The organism is Quisquiliibacterium transsilvanicum (genome assembly GCF_014202215.1).
Classification (GTDB): Bacteria; Pseudomonadota; Gammaproteobacteria; order Burkholderiales; family Burkholderiaceae_E; genus Quisquiliibacterium; species Quisquiliibacterium transsilvanicum.
On record NZ_JACHGB010000001.1, the window covers coordinates 520,298 to 534,459 of the forward strand.

Annotated in this window: 16 protein-coding genes; 7 read left to right on the forward strand and 9 right to left on the reverse strand. The window is 67.3% G+C overall.

Features of this window, described 5'->3' with window-relative positions; translation table 11 throughout:
• Positions 1 to 5: 5 nt before the first annotated feature.
• Positions 6 to 329 (reverse strand): ferredoxin FdxA, encoded by a 324-nt coding sequence (fdxA, locus tag HNQ70_RS02340; RefSeq protein WP_183963856.1) that lies wholly within the window; start codon positions 327 to 329, stop codon positions 6 to 8.
• 18 nt (positions 330 to 347) lie between these two features.
• Positions 348 to 653, reverse strand: a complete 306-nt coding sequence (locus HNQ70_RS02345; RefSeq protein ID WP_183963858.1) for a DUF2249 domain-containing protein — start codon at positions 651 to 653, stop codon at positions 348 to 350.
• A 210-nt stretch (positions 654 to 863) separates the two neighbouring features.
• On the opposite strand from HNQ70_RS02345, the gene HNQ70_RS02350 reads away from it, so the two are divergent.
• Entirely contained in the window at positions 864 to 1,379 is a 516-nt protein-coding gene (locus tag HNQ70_RS02350; protein WP_183963860.1) for an Rrf2 family transcriptional regulator, read from the forward strand.
• Positions 1,380 to 1,560: 181 nt separating this feature from the next.
• Here HNQ70_RS02350 and HNQ70_RS02355 read toward each other — a convergent pair whose 3' ends face one another.
• Entirely contained in the window at positions 1,561 to 4,374 is a 2,814-nt protein-coding gene (locus HNQ70_RS02355; protein WP_183963862.1) for an aconitate hydratase, read from the reverse strand.
• Positions 4,375 to 4,605: 231 nt separating this feature from the next.
• Positions 4,606 to 5,298, reverse strand: a complete 693-nt coding sequence (locus tag HNQ70_RS02360; RefSeq protein WP_183963864.1) for a PEP-CTERM sorting domain-containing protein — start codon at positions 5,296 to 5,298, stop codon at positions 4,606 to 4,608.
• A 303-nt stretch (positions 5,299 to 5,601) separates the two neighbouring features.
• Here HNQ70_RS02360 and HNQ70_RS02365 point away from each other — a divergent pair, with 303 nt between their 5' ends.
• Positions 5,602 to 6,624, forward strand: a complete 1,023-nt coding sequence (locus HNQ70_RS02365) for an alpha/beta hydrolase family protein (protein WP_183963866.1) — start codon at positions 5,602 to 5,604, stop codon at positions 6,622 to 6,624.
• A gap of 269 nt (positions 6,625 to 6,893) precedes the next feature.
• Positions 6,894 to 8,108 carry an ABC transporter substrate-binding protein gene (locus HNQ70_RS02370; protein WP_183963868.1) on the forward strand — a complete coding sequence of 405 codons (1,215 nt, stop codon included), beginning with the start codon at positions 6,894 to 6,896 and terminating at the stop codon, positions 8,106 to 8,108.
• An 11-nt stretch (positions 8,109 to 8,119) separates the two neighbouring features.
• On the opposite strand, the gene HNQ70_RS02375 is transcribed toward HNQ70_RS02370, so the two are convergent.
• Complete coding sequence (locus tag HNQ70_RS02375; RefSeq protein ID WP_183963870.1) at positions 8,120 to 9,340, reverse strand: saccharopine dehydrogenase family protein; 1,221 nt, start codon at positions 9,338 to 9,340, stop codon at positions 8,120 to 8,122.
• A gap of 23 nt (positions 9,341 to 9,363) precedes the next feature.
• On the reverse strand, positions 9,364 to 9,792 hold the full coding sequence (locus HNQ70_RS02380; protein ID WP_183963872.1) for a helix-turn-helix domain-containing protein: 429 nt from the start codon (positions 9,790 to 9,792) through the stop codon (positions 9,364 to 9,366).
• 83 nt (positions 9,793 to 9,875) lie between these two features.
• Between HNQ70_RS02380 and HNQ70_RS02385 the strand changes: the two genes are divergently transcribed.
• On the forward strand, positions 9,876 to 10,370 hold the full coding sequence (locus tag HNQ70_RS02385; protein ID WP_183963874.1) for a DUF2938 domain-containing protein: 495 nt from the start codon (positions 9,876 to 9,878) through the stop codon (positions 10,368 to 10,370).
• A gap of 33 nt (positions 10,371 to 10,403) precedes the next feature.
• Positions 10,404 to 10,634 carry a DUF2798 domain-containing protein gene (locus HNQ70_RS02390; protein ID WP_183963876.1) on the forward strand — a complete coding sequence of 77 codons (231 nt, stop codon included), beginning with the start codon at positions 10,404 to 10,406 and terminating at the stop codon, positions 10,632 to 10,634.
• Between the two features lie 465 nt (positions 10,635 to 11,099).
• Here HNQ70_RS02390 and HNQ70_RS02395 read toward each other — a convergent pair whose 3' ends face one another.
• Both HNQ70_RS02395 and HNQ70_RS20490 read right to left on the reverse strand, forming a co-directional pair.
• Positions 11,100 to 11,459: a helix-turn-helix domain-containing protein gene (locus HNQ70_RS02395; RefSeq protein WP_183963878.1), complete on the reverse strand. Its 360-nt coding sequence runs from the start codon at positions 11,457 to 11,459 to the stop codon at positions 11,100 to 11,102.
• On the reverse strand, positions 11,449 to 11,694 hold the full coding sequence (locus HNQ70_RS20490; RefSeq protein WP_221302597.1) for a type II toxin-antitoxin system HigB family toxin: 246 nt from the start codon (positions 11,692 to 11,694) through the stop codon (positions 11,449 to 11,451). Before HNQ70_RS20490 ends, HNQ70_RS02395 begins: the two co-directional genes overlap by 11 nt.
• Before the next feature lie 71 nt (positions 11,695 to 11,765).
• On the opposite strand from HNQ70_RS20490, the gene HNQ70_RS02405 reads away from it, so the two are divergent.
• Positions 11,766 to 12,059 carry a type II toxin-antitoxin system RelE/ParE family toxin gene (locus HNQ70_RS02405; protein ID WP_183963880.1) on the forward strand — a complete coding sequence of 98 codons (294 nt, stop codon included), beginning with the start codon at positions 11,766 to 11,768 and terminating at the stop codon, positions 12,057 to 12,059.
• Between the two features lie 14 nt (positions 12,060 to 12,073).
• Positions 12,074 to 12,379, forward strand: coding sequence for an addiction module antidote protein (locus tag HNQ70_RS02410; protein WP_183963882.1), 306 nt, complete (start codon positions 12,074 to 12,076; stop codon positions 12,377 to 12,379).
• 92 nt (positions 12,380 to 12,471) lie between these two features.
• Here HNQ70_RS02410 and guaA read toward each other — a convergent pair whose 3' ends face one another.
• A complete protein-coding gene (gene guaA / locus HNQ70_RS02415; protein WP_183963884.1) occupies positions 12,472 to 14,103 on the reverse strand; it encodes a glutamine-hydrolyzing GMP synthase in 1,632 nt (543 codons plus the stop codon).
• Positions 14,104 to 14,162 lie beyond the last annotated feature (59 nt).

Genomic DNA, 14,162 nt, shown 5'->3' on the forward strand with positions numbered 1-14,162 from the left:
GGCAGTCAGCGCTCGAGCTCGGCACGTTTGTCGGTGACCTCGCGCCATGCTTCAGCGTCCGGCAAGGCCTCCTTGGTCCTGGTGATCGGCTTCCAGACGCGCGCCAGGTCGGCGTTCAGCGGCGTGTAATCCTGCTGATCCGCCGGCACGTCCTCTTCGGCGTAGATGGCCGAGACCGGGCATTCGGGCACGCACACCGCACAGTCGATGCACTCGTCGGGGTCGATGACCAGGAAGTTCGGGCCCTCGCGAAATGCATCGACCGGGCACACGTCGACGCAGTCGGTGTACTTGCAGCGGATGCAGGCCTCGGTGACGACGAATGTCATGGACGCGGCACCGGTCGATCAGCCACCACAGGCCCCGCCGGAGCAGCAGGAATCACCGGTGTCCGACGTCGGCCTGGCCCCGCTCTTGCCGATCCATACCCGCCAGGACGCGGGGCCGGTCTCGACATAGCGCCATTCGTACTGCCCGAACGACCGGTCCTCGAACTGCACGCGTAGCGGTTGCGGGTCATGGTCGTTGACCAGTTCCAGCGCCTGGCCGGGCCGCAGTGCATCGAAGTGGGAAAAGATCAGCGCATGGCGTTCGCCTGGCGCGATCCGGCGCAGGTCGATCGAGGTGGCCGGGGCAACGGGGGAGGTCGTCATGGAACAGTTCCTTCTGCGCGTGGAGGCAGGAAAGCGGGCGCACCTCGCGCACACGAGGTGGTGCGGCTCGCAGGGAGAGGTCGGGCATCGTGCGGCGGGCGTCGCATCGACGGCCAGGTCGCTGTGAATGTCTATAAGCGGCACGGCGAATGAATCTTAAATCGGCGCCAATCGTTAAGCCATATACTTGATGCCTCTTTAGGGGCATGCATGCGTCTCGCCGAATACACCGACCTCACCTTGCGCGTGCTGATGTACTGCGCGGCTCGCCCGCAGCAGTTGGTGACCATCAGCGAACTGGCAGAACGCCACGCGGTGTCCAGGAATCACCTGATGAAGATCGTCACCGATCTCGGTCGCCAAGGTGTGCTGGAGACCACACGCGGTCGCGGCGGCGGGCTTCGCCTGTTGAAGGATCCGGCCAGGATCCGGGTCGGTGACGTGGTGCGCGCGTCCGAGACCGACTTTCGCCTCGTCGAATGCTTCGACCCGGCCACCGACCAGTGCACGCTGACCTCGTCCTGCCGCCTGAAGGGCTTGTTCAGTGCTGCGCTGGGGGCCTTCTTCAAGGAACTCGACAGCATGACGCTGGCCGACATCGTCGAGCATGGGTCGTCTTTGGCTTCGGGACCTGCCATGTCGCTGCGTGGTCGCGCGGAGGGCGCCCCGGTGGCGCCGCCAAAGAGCCTTCGCACGTCCGCCAGAGCCGGGAAGTCCGATGCCTGACGAACCCGGTGCGCGTCAAGGAAGTTGTCGCCTGATTGACGCAGCCAGCCAGGGTGCATCCGAACCGGCCGCAGCGCTCGCCGCGACGACCTCGTCGCGCTCGGGGCTGAGCGTGACGACCGCCGCGCACTGCCGCCGCGCACTGCCGCCGCGCACTGCCGCCGCGCACTGCCGCCGCGCACTACCGCAGCAGGTTGCGCAGCACGTACTGCATGATTCCGCCGTGGCGGTAGTAATCCGCCTCGCTGGGCGTTTCGATGCGGACGATCGCGTCGAACTCGACGTCTCCGGCCTTCACTTTCACCGTTGCCGGGGTGCCGCCCTCGTTGAGCGCCGTTATCCCGATGATGTCGAAGGTTTCCTGACCGGTGAGACCGAGCGACCCGGCATTCTCGCCGTCGGGGAACTGCAGCGGCATCACGCCCATGCCGAGCAGGTTCGAGCGATGGATGCGCTCGTAGGACTCGGCGATCACTGCGCGCACGCCCAGCAGCAAGGTGCCCTTGGCGGCCCAGTCGCGCGAGGATCCCGAGCCGTACTCCTTGCCGGCCAGGATCACCAGCGGGACGTCGGCGGCGACATAGGATCGCGAGGCGTCGAAGATGGACGTGACCGGTGCATCCGTCTTCGTGAAGTCCCGCGTGTAGCCGCCCTCGGTGCCTGGCGCGAGCTGGTTGCGCAACCGCACGTTGGCGAACGTGCCGCGGATCATCACCTCGTGATTGCCTCGGCGTGAGCCGTAGGAGTTGAAGTCTCGCTGCTCGACGCCGTGCGACAGCAGGTAGGAGGCGGCCGCGGAATTCTTCGCGATGGAGCCGGCGGGGCTGATGTGGTCGGTGGTCACCGAGTCGCCCAGAAGAGCCAGCACTCGGGCACCGGTGATGTCGGCGACAGGCAAGGGCTGGCGGGGCATGTTCTCGAAATACGGCGGCTTGCGCACGTAGGTGGAGGCCGGATCCCAGGCGAACAGATCGCCGTGCGGCGTGGGCAGAGACTTCCAGCGCTTGCCGCCCGCGAACACGTCGGCATAGCCGGCCGTGAACATCTCCGAGACGATGGACGATTCCACCACCGCCTGGACCTCGCTCGAGGACGGCCAGATGTCCTTCAGGAAGACATCCTGGCCGTCACCGCCCTTGCCCAGGGGCTCCTCGAACAGGTCGATGTCCATGGTTCCCGCCAGCGCGTATGCGATCACCAGCGGCGGGGACATCAGGTAGTTCATCTTTACCTCGGCGTGGATCCGGCCCTCGAAGTTGCGGTTGCCGGAGAGCACCGACACGACGGACAGATCGTGCTCCCGGACCGCCTCGCTCACCTCGGGAATCAGCGCTCCCGAGTTGCCGATGCAGGTCGTGCAGCCGTAGCCGACCAGGTTGAAGCCGAGCGCCTCGAGGTAGCGAGTGAGGCCGGCGCGCTCGTAGTAGTCCGTGACGACCCTCGAGCCCGGTGCGAGGCTGGTCTTCACCCACGGCTTCCGCTCCAGCCCCTGCTCGACCGCCTTCTTCGCAAGCAGGGCGGCGGCAAGCATCACGGTCGGATTCGAGGTGTTGGTACAGGAGGTGATGGCCGCGATGGTCACTGTTCCGTGATCGATCTCGCACCTGGTGCCGTCGGCCAGGGTGACCGGTACCGGCTCGCTCGAGCGATAGCCATCTGATGGCGCCTCTGCGAGGTGATCGCTCGGAAGAGGCGAGCGGACCGTCGAGTCCTTGAAGGCCGGTGGATCCGAAGCGGGGAACGATTCGGCGACCGCCTTGTCGTATCCCTGCTGCTTCTGCTCCGGCTTGTGAATGAAGGTTGCCAGGGCGCCGTGGAACGCCTCCTTCGCGTTGACGAGGGACACGCGGTCCTGCGGGCGCCTGGGTCCGGCGATCGACGGAATCACGGTGGAGAGATCGAGTTCGAGCAACTCCGAGTAGCGCAGCTCGACCTGCGGGTCGTGCCAGAGCCCTTGTGCCTTGGCGTAGGCCCGAACGAGATCGATCTGCTCGGACGAGCGCCCGGTCAGTTCGAGATAACGCAGCGTTTCCTCGTCGATCGGAAAGATCGCGATCGTGGAGCCGTACTCGGGACTCATGTTGCCGATCGTGGCGCGATTGGGCAGTGGCACCGCGCTCACGCCGGGACCATGGAACTCCACGAACTTGCCGACCACGCGATGGCGGCGAAGCATCTCGGTGATGGTGAGCACGAGGTCGGTGGCGGTGGAACCCTCCGGCAGCTCGCCGCTGAGCTTGAAGCCGAGCACCTGCGGAATCAGCATCGACACCGGCTGGCCGAGCATCGCGGCCTCCGCCTCGATGCCGCCCACGCCCCAGGCGACCACCCCGAGGCCGTTGACCATCGGCGTGTGCGAGTCGGTGCCTACGCAGGTGTCGGGATAGGCGACGGTGGCCCCGTTCTCTTCGCGAGTGAAGACCACCCGGGCGAGGTGCTCCAGGTTCACCTGGTGGACGATGCCGGTACCGGGAGGCACGACCTTGAAGTCGTTGAAGGCGCCCTGCCCCCATCTCAGGAACTGATACCGCTCCATGTTGCGCTGGTACTCGATCTCGACATTGCGCTCGAATGCCTCCGGCGTGCCGAATACATCGACGATCACCGAGTGGTCGATGACCAGCTCGACCGGCGCAAGCGGATTGATCAACGCCGGGTCACCGCCGAGGGAGCGCATGGCGTCGCGCATCGCAGCCAGATCAACGACGGCGGGCACACCGGTGAAATCCTGCAGGATCACGCGAGCGGGTGTGAACGCGATCTCGCGGTCGGGCTTTGCGCCCGGATCCCACGCGGCCAGCGCCCGGATGTCGTCAGCGGTGATACCGACCCCGTTCTCCGTGCGAAGCAGGTTCTCGAGCAGAATCTTCAGCGCGTACGGAAGGCTTGCGACGTCGGTCCGCTCGCCGGTGACCGCGTCGAGCCGGTAGATTTCGTAGGCCTTCTCACCGACCTGGAGCGTTGCACGGGCGCCGAAGCTGTTCATGCTTGTCATGGCTGATCTCCACCGTTTACACCGTACGGGCCACCAGACGGGTGATGGCGCCTGCCGTCATGGGTCGGCCGTGACGCGCCAGATCATGTTGCCCACGTCGTCCGCTACCGGCAAACAGACGCGCCCACTCCTCTCGGCGCCTGACCGACCCGGTCGCCGGCAAGCTGCTGGGCGGTATGTGCAGCCCGGTGCTTTAGCTGGCGCGTCGCCACTGCGGCGGCTGGGAATCGACTACGCCTTGCGACGCCCCGTAACGAGCGCAAGGAGCCCAGAAAAGCCCAGCAGCAGCATTGACGAGGGCTCAGGGACTGACTGGCTGCCGACGATCGGACTCTGCCGAAGCGTGAAGCGATTCACCTGGCCGGGATTGAAGGCGCCGAGGCTGTCGGGCACATCGATCGCAAACGCGAGCGTCAAGACGCCGAGCGACGGCACGTTGCCGCCCGACCACTCGATGCGGTCGCTCTGATGGGAAAGCATGGAGAACAGCGACGCCGTCGGCGTCGGGTCGGCATCCGGCCAATCGAAATCGAGCCCGTCCGTCGCGCCCGACGGCGTGAACCCGGCGCCCAGCCCATAGCCCAGTTCGAACACGAAGCCGGTCCACACCTGGCCGGTGTTATTGATGAAGGTCTGCGTGAAGCGGTACTCGGTCGTGCCGCCGGAATTGCTGGCCGCGAACTCCACCTGCAGCGGCCCCGGCGCGCCGTTGAAGAAGACGCTGTACGGCACTGTGTTCAGGCTCGCGGCAGCGTCGTTGTCGTTGTTCGGCGCGAGCGTGATACCGACCGGTCCGATGGAAGCCGTCGAAATACCCGGCAGTGCAACCGTCGTAACGGACCCGATGACCCCGGCGTGCGCTGATCCAATCAGCCCGAGCGCGACCAAGGGTGCAACGCTGTACCTCATGAACAGGTCTGCCATGGCCGCCTCCTCGTCACGCCCGACAACCAGAGCAAGAGTATAGGCAGGAGCAGTGACATTGTGGAAGCCCGGGCAATTGAACACTCCCAGCCGCGGGAGGACAGCAAACCGGCGTACGCTGTGAGCAGGCCCCAGATCGACCGGGGCCCTGGTCGGGCCTGATGTCGCAGGCGGATCACTCGGCGCCAGCGGATGCGTTCTCGGCCGCAGACATCGGAACCCCCACGATGTTCGGACGGCACTTCGCAGAGACGCTGCACGGGTAGCCGCAGCGGATTGATCGCCTTCCTGGAGAACCCGACCATGACCATTCGCAACTTCATTGCCGCTGCCACGGTGGCCGCATTCGGCGTCGCAGCCTGCAGCGCCGCCGTCGCCTCCGAGGTCGGCTGGCGCTCGATGACCGTCCCGGCTGCGGCTGCCGGCGCACAGATTCCGTTGGCACTGTGGTACCCGGCCGAGGCGGGTGCGGTCGTCCGCGATGTCGCCATGGGCCCCTTCGGCGTTCATGCGGCGCCGGGTGCCCCGGCGGCGGCGAGCGTTCGCGGGCTCATCGTGCTGAGCCACGGCACAGGCGGCACCGAGCTCGGCCATGGCCGCCTGGCCGAAGCCCTGGCTGCGCGCGGCTACCTCGTCGCCGCGCTGCGCCATCCCGGCGACAACTGGCAGGACCAGTCGCTGCGCACCCAAAGGGCGGAGCAGTATTTCGACGAGCGCCCGCGGCAGGTCAGCCGAGTCATCGACACGCTGCTGGCCGATGCGGCCTGGAGCCCGCGCATCGCGCGCGATGCGCGCGGCCCGCGCGTGGGCGCCGTCGGCCACTCGGCGGGCGGCTATACGGTGATCGCGCTCGCCGGCGGGCAGCCGGCACCGCAGCGCATCGCGACGCATTGCCGCGAGCACGGCGCCGACGACCCGATCTTCTGCGGGCTCCCGCACGGCGCGGCGGCCGCGGAGCCGAAGCCGGCCACTGGGGCGCCGCTGATGGATCCGCGCGTGCGCGCCGTCGCCGCCCTGTCGCCGGTGGGCGTGGTGTTCGACCCCGAGTCCTTGCGGCGCGTGACCACGCCGGTGGCGATCTGGGCGGCCGATCTCGACCGCTTCGTGGTGCCGCGCTTCCACGGTGAGTGGCTGGCGCAGCAGCTCCCGTCGACCAGTTTGCGCCGGGTGCCGAACGCCTGGCACTACGCCTTCATGAATGCGCCCACGACGCCGATTCCATCGCCCGACGGCGACCTCGCGGCAGACCCGCCGGGCTTCGACCGCAACCGCTTTCTCGAGCAGCTAGGCCAGGATCTCGGCGACTTTTTCGACGCCAGCCTTTAGCGCCTCGGTCTGCCGGGTCTGCTGCAGGTGGCCCATGGCATCGCCTCCCAGATCAGCGGACGGAACTGAAGGCACCCGCCGACAAATCGCGTGCTCATCGCGCTTCGAAACTCGCAAGTGCTCCTGCGCGGCTGATCGGGGCGCAGCGTCCCGGATCGCCTGGGATTGCCGGAAATCGTTCGACTCTCGGAATGTATGATCGGTTACGCCCCCCTGTCGGCTGTCGGCTGTCGGGCGGCGAAAAACGACAACTACTGGAGCGAGACTCGATGACTTCGAACACTTCCCTTCTTCGCGCTGCCGGATTCGCGGCGCTCCTGGCTTCGAGCACGGTGCAGGCGCAGACGCCCGTCACCATTGGCGTGATGTCGGACATGTCGAGCGTCTATTCCGACATCGGCGGCAAGGGCTCGGTCGAAGCGGTGCGGATGGCGATCGAGGATTTCAAGGCCGAAGCAAAGGGGCTGAAGGTCAACATCGTTTCCGCCGACCCGCAGAACAAGCCCGACATCGCGGCGACGCTTGCGCGCAAGTGGTACGACGTCGACGGCGTCGACATGGTCATCGACCTTCCCACCAGCGCGGTCTCGATGGCGGTCGGGCAGATCGCGCAGGAGAAGAACAAGGTGGCGCTGTACTCGGCCTCCGCAAGTTCCGACATGACGGGCAAGGCCTGCACGCCGAACACGATCCACTGGACCTACGACACCTGGGCCCTGTCCCACGGAACCGGTGAGGCGGTGGTCAAGGCTGGCGGCAAGTCCTGGTTCTTCCTCACTGCCGACTACGCGTTCGGACAGGCACTGGAGCGTGACACCGCCCAGGTGGTCAAGGCCAACGGCGGCACTGTCGTCGGCTCGGTGAGCCATCCGCTGGCCACGGCGGATTTCTCATCCTTCATCCTGCAGGCGCAGGCCTCCAAGGCGCAGGTCATCGGCCTGGCCAATGGAGGCGCCGACACCACGTCGGCGATCAAGACCGCATCGGAATTCGGCCTCGTCCAGGGCGGCCAGAAGCTGGCGGGGATGCTGCTGTTCATCTCTGACATCCACTCGCTGGGGCTGAAAACCGCGCAGGGGCTGATGCTCACCACCGCCTTCTACTGGGACCTGAACGATCGCACGCGCGCATTCGCCAAGCGCTTCGCTGCACGCAACGAGGGGCGCTATCCGACCATGTCGCAGGCCGGCACCTACTCGTCGACGCTCGCGTACCTGGCGGCGGTCAAGAAGCTCGGCAGCCCCGACGACGGCCGCGCGATCATCAAGGCGATCCGTGACGCAAGCCCGATCGACGACCCCCTGTTCGGCAAGACCACGGTGCGCATCGATGGGCGCGCGATCCATGACATGTATCTCGTCGAGGTCAAGAAGCCCTCGGAATCGACCAAACCCTACGACTACTACAAGGTCGTCGCCACGATCCCGGCCGAGCGCGCCTTCCGGCCGCTGGCCGACGGCGGCTGCCCGCTGGTGACGAAGTAAGCCGGTCCGCGTCAGTCCTCGACCGTGAACCGCAGCCCGGCGCGTTGCTGCAGCCTGTGCAGCAGAGGCAGGCCCATGGCCGCGCCGGCGGTCCACACGCCGCCCCGGGTCATCGACCGATCGATCTCGCCGCCGAGGCACAGCGCGCTCTCTGACACGAGCTTGCAGGTCGAGCCGTAGCCGGGGTCGCGGTCGCCCTCGACGATCGCGCGCAGCCGCTGCCCCTTCGCCGTGTCGCCGATGAAGTCCACTTCGTAGCGGCCGCTCTCGCGCTGCTCGCGCGTGGGCCCCTGCCCAGGCTTCGGCAGGACGGTGCGGCGCAGCAGTTCGCGGGTGGGGCCCCAGCCGAGCAGCGCGGCCTGCAGCCGCGAGTTGCGTGCCAGCGCACGAGCGCGGCGTTTGCCACGCTCGCCGTCTCCGGTCAGCATGCGCTCGTCGTAGACGAAGTCGCGACCCCATGGATGGCCGCGCAACGCGTTCGTGCGGTGGATGTTCTTGGTGTTGATCGCTGCCATCACGAAGGGCGCGGTCCAGGAGCGCGCCGCGTCGTCGTAGGCCGCGGACTCGCCCTCGGGCTGCGCCGGGCCGCGGAACCCGGGGGTCAGCGCGAACGGGTCGGTCATCAGCCGAGCCTCGTCGGGATCCCGGCTTGCCGCTTCGATGCTTGCCAGCGCGCTGGCGATGGTGCCGCCGGAGAAGCTGCCCTTCAACACGCGCACGCGGCCACGAACCCGCGTGAGCGGCGCGCCGAAGCGCCGCATCGCCTCGTCCTGCAGGAACAGTACGCCGAGGTCGAAAGGAATCGAATCGAAGCCGCACGAGAACACGATGCGCGCGCCGCTGTCGCGCGCGGGCGCGTCATACTGCGCGATCATCCTCGCCATCCAGGCCGGTTCGCCGCAGAGGTCGACGTAGTCGGTGCCGGCCTGCGCGCAGGCGCGCACGAGCGGCTCGCCGTATGACTGGTAGGGCCCGACGGTGCTGAGCACCACCCTGGCCCGCGGCACCAGTGCCGCCAGCGCCGCGGCGTCCGACGCATCGGCCCGCAGCAGCGGCAAGGCCTGCGGCGCGCCGATGTCACGGCGCGTGGCCGCCAGCTTGTCCAGGTTGCGTCCGGCAATCGCCCAGTTGATCGCCCCGCCCACGCCGTAGGTTCCGAGCAGGCGCTCCGCCACGAGCCGGCCGGTGAAGCCGGTGGCGCCGAAGACGATCAGGTCGAAAGCGTTCTTCATGGCGGGTCATGTGCCTGGAAACATCATGCGGCTTTGCGGGGCGCGCGTCGGCGCTGGCGGTTCTCAAGCGCGCCGCTGGCCGCAGCCTTCAGCAGCCGCTGGAAGGAGGGACATGCCGCGTGGCTCGGCGCGGGGCACACCGCCGCGTGACGCAAGCCTTCGATCACCGCCCTCAGCCGCCTGACCGTGCACTCGAGCTCGTCGGCCTTGGCAGCGAGCACGGCCCTGTCGAGGTTCGGCTCGCCGCCCGGGGTGAGCATGACGCGAATCTCGTCCAGCGAAAAGCCGGCCGACTGGCCCAGGGCAATGAGCGCCAGCTGGTCGAGCACCGCCGGCGAAAAGCTGCGCCGGACGCCCCCCGGCCCGACCGAGCGGATGAGCCCGATGCGTTCGTAGTAGCGCAGCGCCGAGGCGGCCACGCCCGATTTCCGGGCGACTTCCGAGATGTCCATCGATAGTGCTTGACTTGAAGTTGACTTCAACTTTTAGCATGCCCTTCACTGTTCGACACGTCAACGGATTCCAGGAGATGGCAATGCCTTCCAACGCTCTCATTGCACAGGTCGCTCTCGTCGGCTTCGGCGCCACTGCCCTGATGGACGGCTGGCTCTGGCTGCTGTCGCGTCTCGGAGTGCCCGGAACCGGCTTCGCGATGGTCGGCCGCTGGGTCGGGCACTTTGCCCGCGGCAGGTTCGCCCACGCTGCGATCTCGAAGGCCGCGCCGATCCCGTTCGAACGCGGCCTGGGCTGGCTGGTCCACTACCTGATCGGCATGGCCTTCGCCGCTGCGCTGGTCGGCCTGCTGGGCGCTGCCTGGCTCGACGAACCGACGGTCATGCCGGCGCTGGTGTTCGGCGCCCTCACCGTGACCGCGCCCTGGTTCGTGATGCAGCCGGCCATGGGTGCCGGCTTCCTGGCGCTGAGAACGCCCACGCCGCTCAGGAACAGCCTGCGCAACCTGGCCAACCACGTGGTCTTCGGAGCCGGCCTGTACTTGACGGCGGCCGCGCTGGCGCAAGCCGCCGCGTGAAACGCGCATCAGACCCCTCAATGGAGAACTCGCATGCTTCCCAGCAAATTCGCACCCGCACTGTTCGGCCTGATCCTGTCGGGACTGATGTCTCTGCTGGTCTCCGGCATCTCGACCTACGAGGCCGTCGGCTTCGGCGAGCGCCATGCCAGCCTCTGGGCCAGCGCCTGGATCAAAGCGTGGATGGTCGCCTTCCCGGTGGTGCTGGTCGTGGCGCCGCTAGCGCGCCGAGCGGTGGCGCTGCTCGTATCGCCGAGGGCGTGATCCGGCGAGCCGCATCGCACCAAAGAAGCCGACGCCCGCGGCACGCGATCGCCGCCGCGCGCCGCCCTGCCGCGACCGTCGCCTTGTCCTACCCCACGACCGCGCCCGACCGCGCGCTGCCCATGGGCCCCTGGCGGCCCGTGGTCGCACCGGGCGCCCCCCGCATCCGAGGCCGGACTGAAGGGGCTGATCCTGATCTCGCACGGCACGGGCGGCACCGAACTGAACCACCACAACCTCGGCACGAAGCTTGCTCGCGATGGCTACCTGGTGGCGGCCGTGCGCCATGCCGGCAACCGCACCGGTCTCGCATCGAGGCTTCGACCGGCCTTCTCGCCGTCGACACGGGCGGGCTCTTCAAGGGCTCGAGCTCGAGCAGAAGGGGCTTCCTTCAGGCGCCGCGCTCGTTGACCTCTGTAGTCTGTGCCGCCGCCCACCTCACGGCTCTCTGCCCCTCTCGACGCTCTACTGAACCCCCGCCATCAGGCTTTCGTACGGGATCTTCAACCCGTCGTGCAGCCTCTTGACCATCCGCAGGCTCAACGGGCGCCGCCGGTTCAGAACTTCGGAGACGCGGCCGCTCTGCCCGATGTACGGCTCCAGATCGCGAGGCGTCAGGCCGTCCTGCTCCATGCGGAACTTGATTGCGTCCACCGGATCGGCGGGCCCGAAGTCGTAGTGCATGTTCTCGTACGCTTCGATCAGCGTGACGAGCACGTCACGCTCGTCCGCCTGCGGGGCGTCCTCCGCGGCCTGGAAGATCTTCTCCAGGCGCCGGAAGGCACGTCGCAGGTCGTCCTCGCTTCGGATCGGCTTAATGGTCATTCGCGGTCTCCACGTCGATGCGGTCGTATTGCCCATGCGTCCCGGCGAACTTCACCCACACGATGTCCGCCTGGTACTGCACCTGGACCACCAGCCAGGTACTTGTTGCCGCCAATGTTGAACGCGACGCTGTTGTTGCCGCAGTGATGCGCGAGAAGCTGCCCTCCGGGTTGTAGCGCGCCGAGATGCCCGGAGAGACGCCCTGCTCCCCCGAAGCCTGACCGCCGAGTTCCACGGTTGGGCCTGCCAGCGGAGTCCAGTTGACCCAAGTTGACCGAGTCGTAATCGACCGATTACACTGGCATCGTGTATTCGATCAAGTCACTCCCGGAATTCACCGCCTGGCTGGATGGCTTGGACGACCCGACGGTACGCGGTCTCGTGGTCGCACGCATCAAACGCCTGGAGCGCGGCCTGATGGGTGACGTCGAGCCCGTTGGCGAAGGCGTTTCCGAGCTTCGGATTCATTTCGGTGCGGGCTGGCAGCTGTATTTCGCGCATCGAGGTACGAACATTGTCGTGCTCCTGGTCGGCGGTTCCAAGCGGACGCAGAAGGCTGACATCAAGCGGGCCAAGGCCCTGGCGGCGTTGCTGGACTGACAGGAGAAGTGAAAATGACCAAACGAATCAAGGTCGACGAGTTGCCTGAGTTCGACGCCGCACCGTATCTGGATAGCGAAGCCTCCATCGCCGCGTATCTGACCGACATCCTCGATGCGAATGACGCGTCCCTTCTTGCCTCGGCGCTCGGGGACATTGCTCGCTCAAGAGGAATGACGGAGATTGCCAAGTCGGCAGGAATCACGCGCGAAGCACTCTACAAGGCACTTCGGCCGGACAGCGCGCCGCGCTTCGACACCGTTTCGCGCGTCTGCGCCGCGCTAGGCGTTCGCCTTGTGGCGATGCCCTTGCACGATTGAACCAGGGCGATGCCGGGCTTGCCTCGGTGACTAGGCCTACTCGACGAGGCTCCCGGCACGCGCGCTGCGCGGATCCAGGCCTCGAATGCCCCCTACTCCCACTCGATCGTCGCCGGCGGCTTCCCGGAGATGTCGTAAACCACCCGGTTCAACCCCCGCACCTCGTTGATGATCCGGTTCGACACCCGGCCCAGCAGCTCGTGCGGCAGGTGCGCCCAGTGCGCGGTCATGAAGTCGGAGGTCTGCACGGCGCGCAGCGCCACCACGTGCTCGTAGGTGCGGCCGTCGCCCATCACGCCCACCGAGCGCACCGGCAGGAACACGGCAAAGGCCTGGCTGGTGAGGTCGTACCAGTTGCGGCCCACGTCGCCTTCGGCGCACAGGTCGGCGGCGGCGTCGCGCGCGGTGGCTTTGGTGCCGCGCAGTTCTTCGATGAAGATCGCGTCGGCGCGGCGCAGCAGGTCGGCATGCTCGGCCTTCACCTCGCCGAGGATGCGCACGCCCAGGCCGGGGCCGGGGAAGGGATGGCGGTAGACCATCTCGCGCGGCAGGCCCAGCGCCACGCCGAGCTCGCGCACCTCGTCCTTGAAGAGATCGCGCAGCGGCTCGAGCAGCTTCAGGTGCAGGGTGTCAGGCAGGCCGCCCACGTTGTGGTGCGACTTGATCGTGTGGGCCTTCTTGCCCTTGGCGCCGGCTGACTCGATGACGTCCGGGTAGATGGTGCCCTGGGCCAGCCACTTCGCGTCCTCGATCTTGCCGGCCTCACGCTGGAACAGGTGAACGAATTCGCGGCCGATCACCTTGCGCTTGGCCTCGGGGTCGGACACGCCGACCAGCTCGCCCATGAACTCGGCGCTGGCGTCGACGTGCACCACGCGCACGCCCAGGTTGCGCGCGAAGATGTCCATCACCTGCTCGGCCTCGTTCAGGCGCAGCAGGCCGTGGTCGACGAAGACGCAGGTGAGCTGGTCGCCGATGGCGCGGTGGATCAGCGCCGCGGCAACCGAGGAATCGACGCCGCCCGACAGCCCGAGGATCACCCGGTCCTGGCCCACCTGCTCGCGGATGCGCGACACCGCCTCGTCGACGAAGCCGGGCATGGTCCAGTCGCCGCGGGCCTTGCAGATGTCGATCACGAAGCGCTGCAGCATCGCGCTGCCCTGCTTCGTGTGGGTGACCTCAGGGTGCCACTGCACGCCGTAGAAGCCGCGCCAGTCGTCGGCCATCGCGGCCACCGGACAGCTCTCGGTGGAGGCCATCAGCACGAAACCCTCGGGCATCTGCGTGACCTTGTCGCCATGGCTCATCCAGACGTCGAGCAGGCCGTGGCCCTCTTCGTTGCGGGCGTCCTCTATGCCCTCGAGCAGCTTCGTGTGGCCGCGCGCCCTCACCCGCGCATGGCCGAACTCGCGCACATGGCCGGCGTCGACCGCGCCGCCGAGCTGTTCGGCCATGGTCTGCATTCCGTAGCAGATGCCCAGCACCGGAACGCCTGCCTCGAAGACCAGGTGCGGTGCGCGCGGCGTCTCGGCCTCAGTGACCGAGCTGGGCCCGCCGGAGAGGATGACGCCGCGCAGGGACTTCTCGTCAGTCCAGGCCTTCAGCGTCTCTTCGGCGCCGTCGTAAGGGTGGATCTCGCAGAACACCTGCATTTCCCGCACGCGGCGGGCGATCAGCTGGGTGACCTGCGACCCGAAATCGATGATGAGGATCTTGTCGTGCATCTTCGTTGTTCTCCAAGCGGCCGCGTCGCGCGAAGCGGGAGCCAGAAACCGAACCGCCG

Excerpts from the sequence above, each read along its gene's own strand:
- fdxA (WP_183963856.1), bottom strand. The coding sequence starts at position 329 with ATGACATTCGTCGTCACCGAGGCCTGCATCCGCTGCAAGTACACCGAC.
- HNQ70_RS02345 (WP_183963858.1), bottom strand. The coding sequence starts at position 653 with ATGACGACCTCCCCCGTTGCCCCGGCCACCTCGATCGACCTGCGCCGG.
- HNQ70_RS02350 (WP_183963860.1), top strand. The coding sequence starts at position 864 with ATGCGTCTCGCCGAATACACCGACCTCACCTTGCGCGTGCTGATGTAC.
- HNQ70_RS02355 (WP_183963862.1), bottom strand. The coding sequence starts at position 4,374 with ATGACAAGCATGAACAGCTTCGGCGCCCGTGCAACGCTCCAGGTCGGT.
- HNQ70_RS02360 (WP_183963864.1), bottom strand. The coding sequence starts at position 5,298 with ATGGCAGACCTGTTCATGAGGTACAGCGTTGCACCCTTGGTCGCGCTC.
- HNQ70_RS02365 (WP_183963866.1), top strand. The coding sequence starts at position 5,602 with ATGACCATTCGCAACTTCATTGCCGCTGCCACGGTGGCCGCATTCGGC.
- HNQ70_RS02370 (WP_183963868.1), top strand. The coding sequence starts at position 6,894 with ATGACTTCGAACACTTCCCTTCTTCGCGCTGCCGGATTCGCGGCGCTC.
- HNQ70_RS02375 (WP_183963870.1), bottom strand. The coding sequence starts at position 9,340 with ATGAAGAACGCTTTCGACCTGATCGTCTTCGGCGCCACCGGCTTCACC.
- HNQ70_RS02380 (WP_183963872.1), bottom strand. The coding sequence starts at position 9,792 with ATGGACATCTCGGAAGTCGCCCGGAAATCGGGCGTGGCCGCCTCGGCG.
- HNQ70_RS02385 (WP_183963874.1), top strand. The coding sequence starts at position 9,876 with ATGCCTTCCAACGCTCTCATTGCACAGGTCGCTCTCGTCGGCTTCGGC.
- HNQ70_RS02390 (WP_183963876.1), top strand. The coding sequence starts at position 10,404 with ATGCTTCCCAGCAAATTCGCACCCGCACTGTTCGGCCTGATCCTGTCG.
- HNQ70_RS02395 (WP_183963878.1), bottom strand. The coding sequence starts at position 11,459 with ATGACCATTAAGCCGATCCGAAGCGAGGACGACCTGCGACGTGCCTTC.
- HNQ70_RS02410 (WP_183963882.1), top strand. The coding sequence starts at position 12,074 with ATGACCAAACGAATCAAGGTCGACGAGTTGCCTGAGTTCGACGCCGCA.
- guaA (WP_183963884.1), bottom strand. The coding sequence starts at position 14,103 with ATGCACGACAAGATCCTCATCATCGATTTCGGGTCGCAGGTCACCCAG.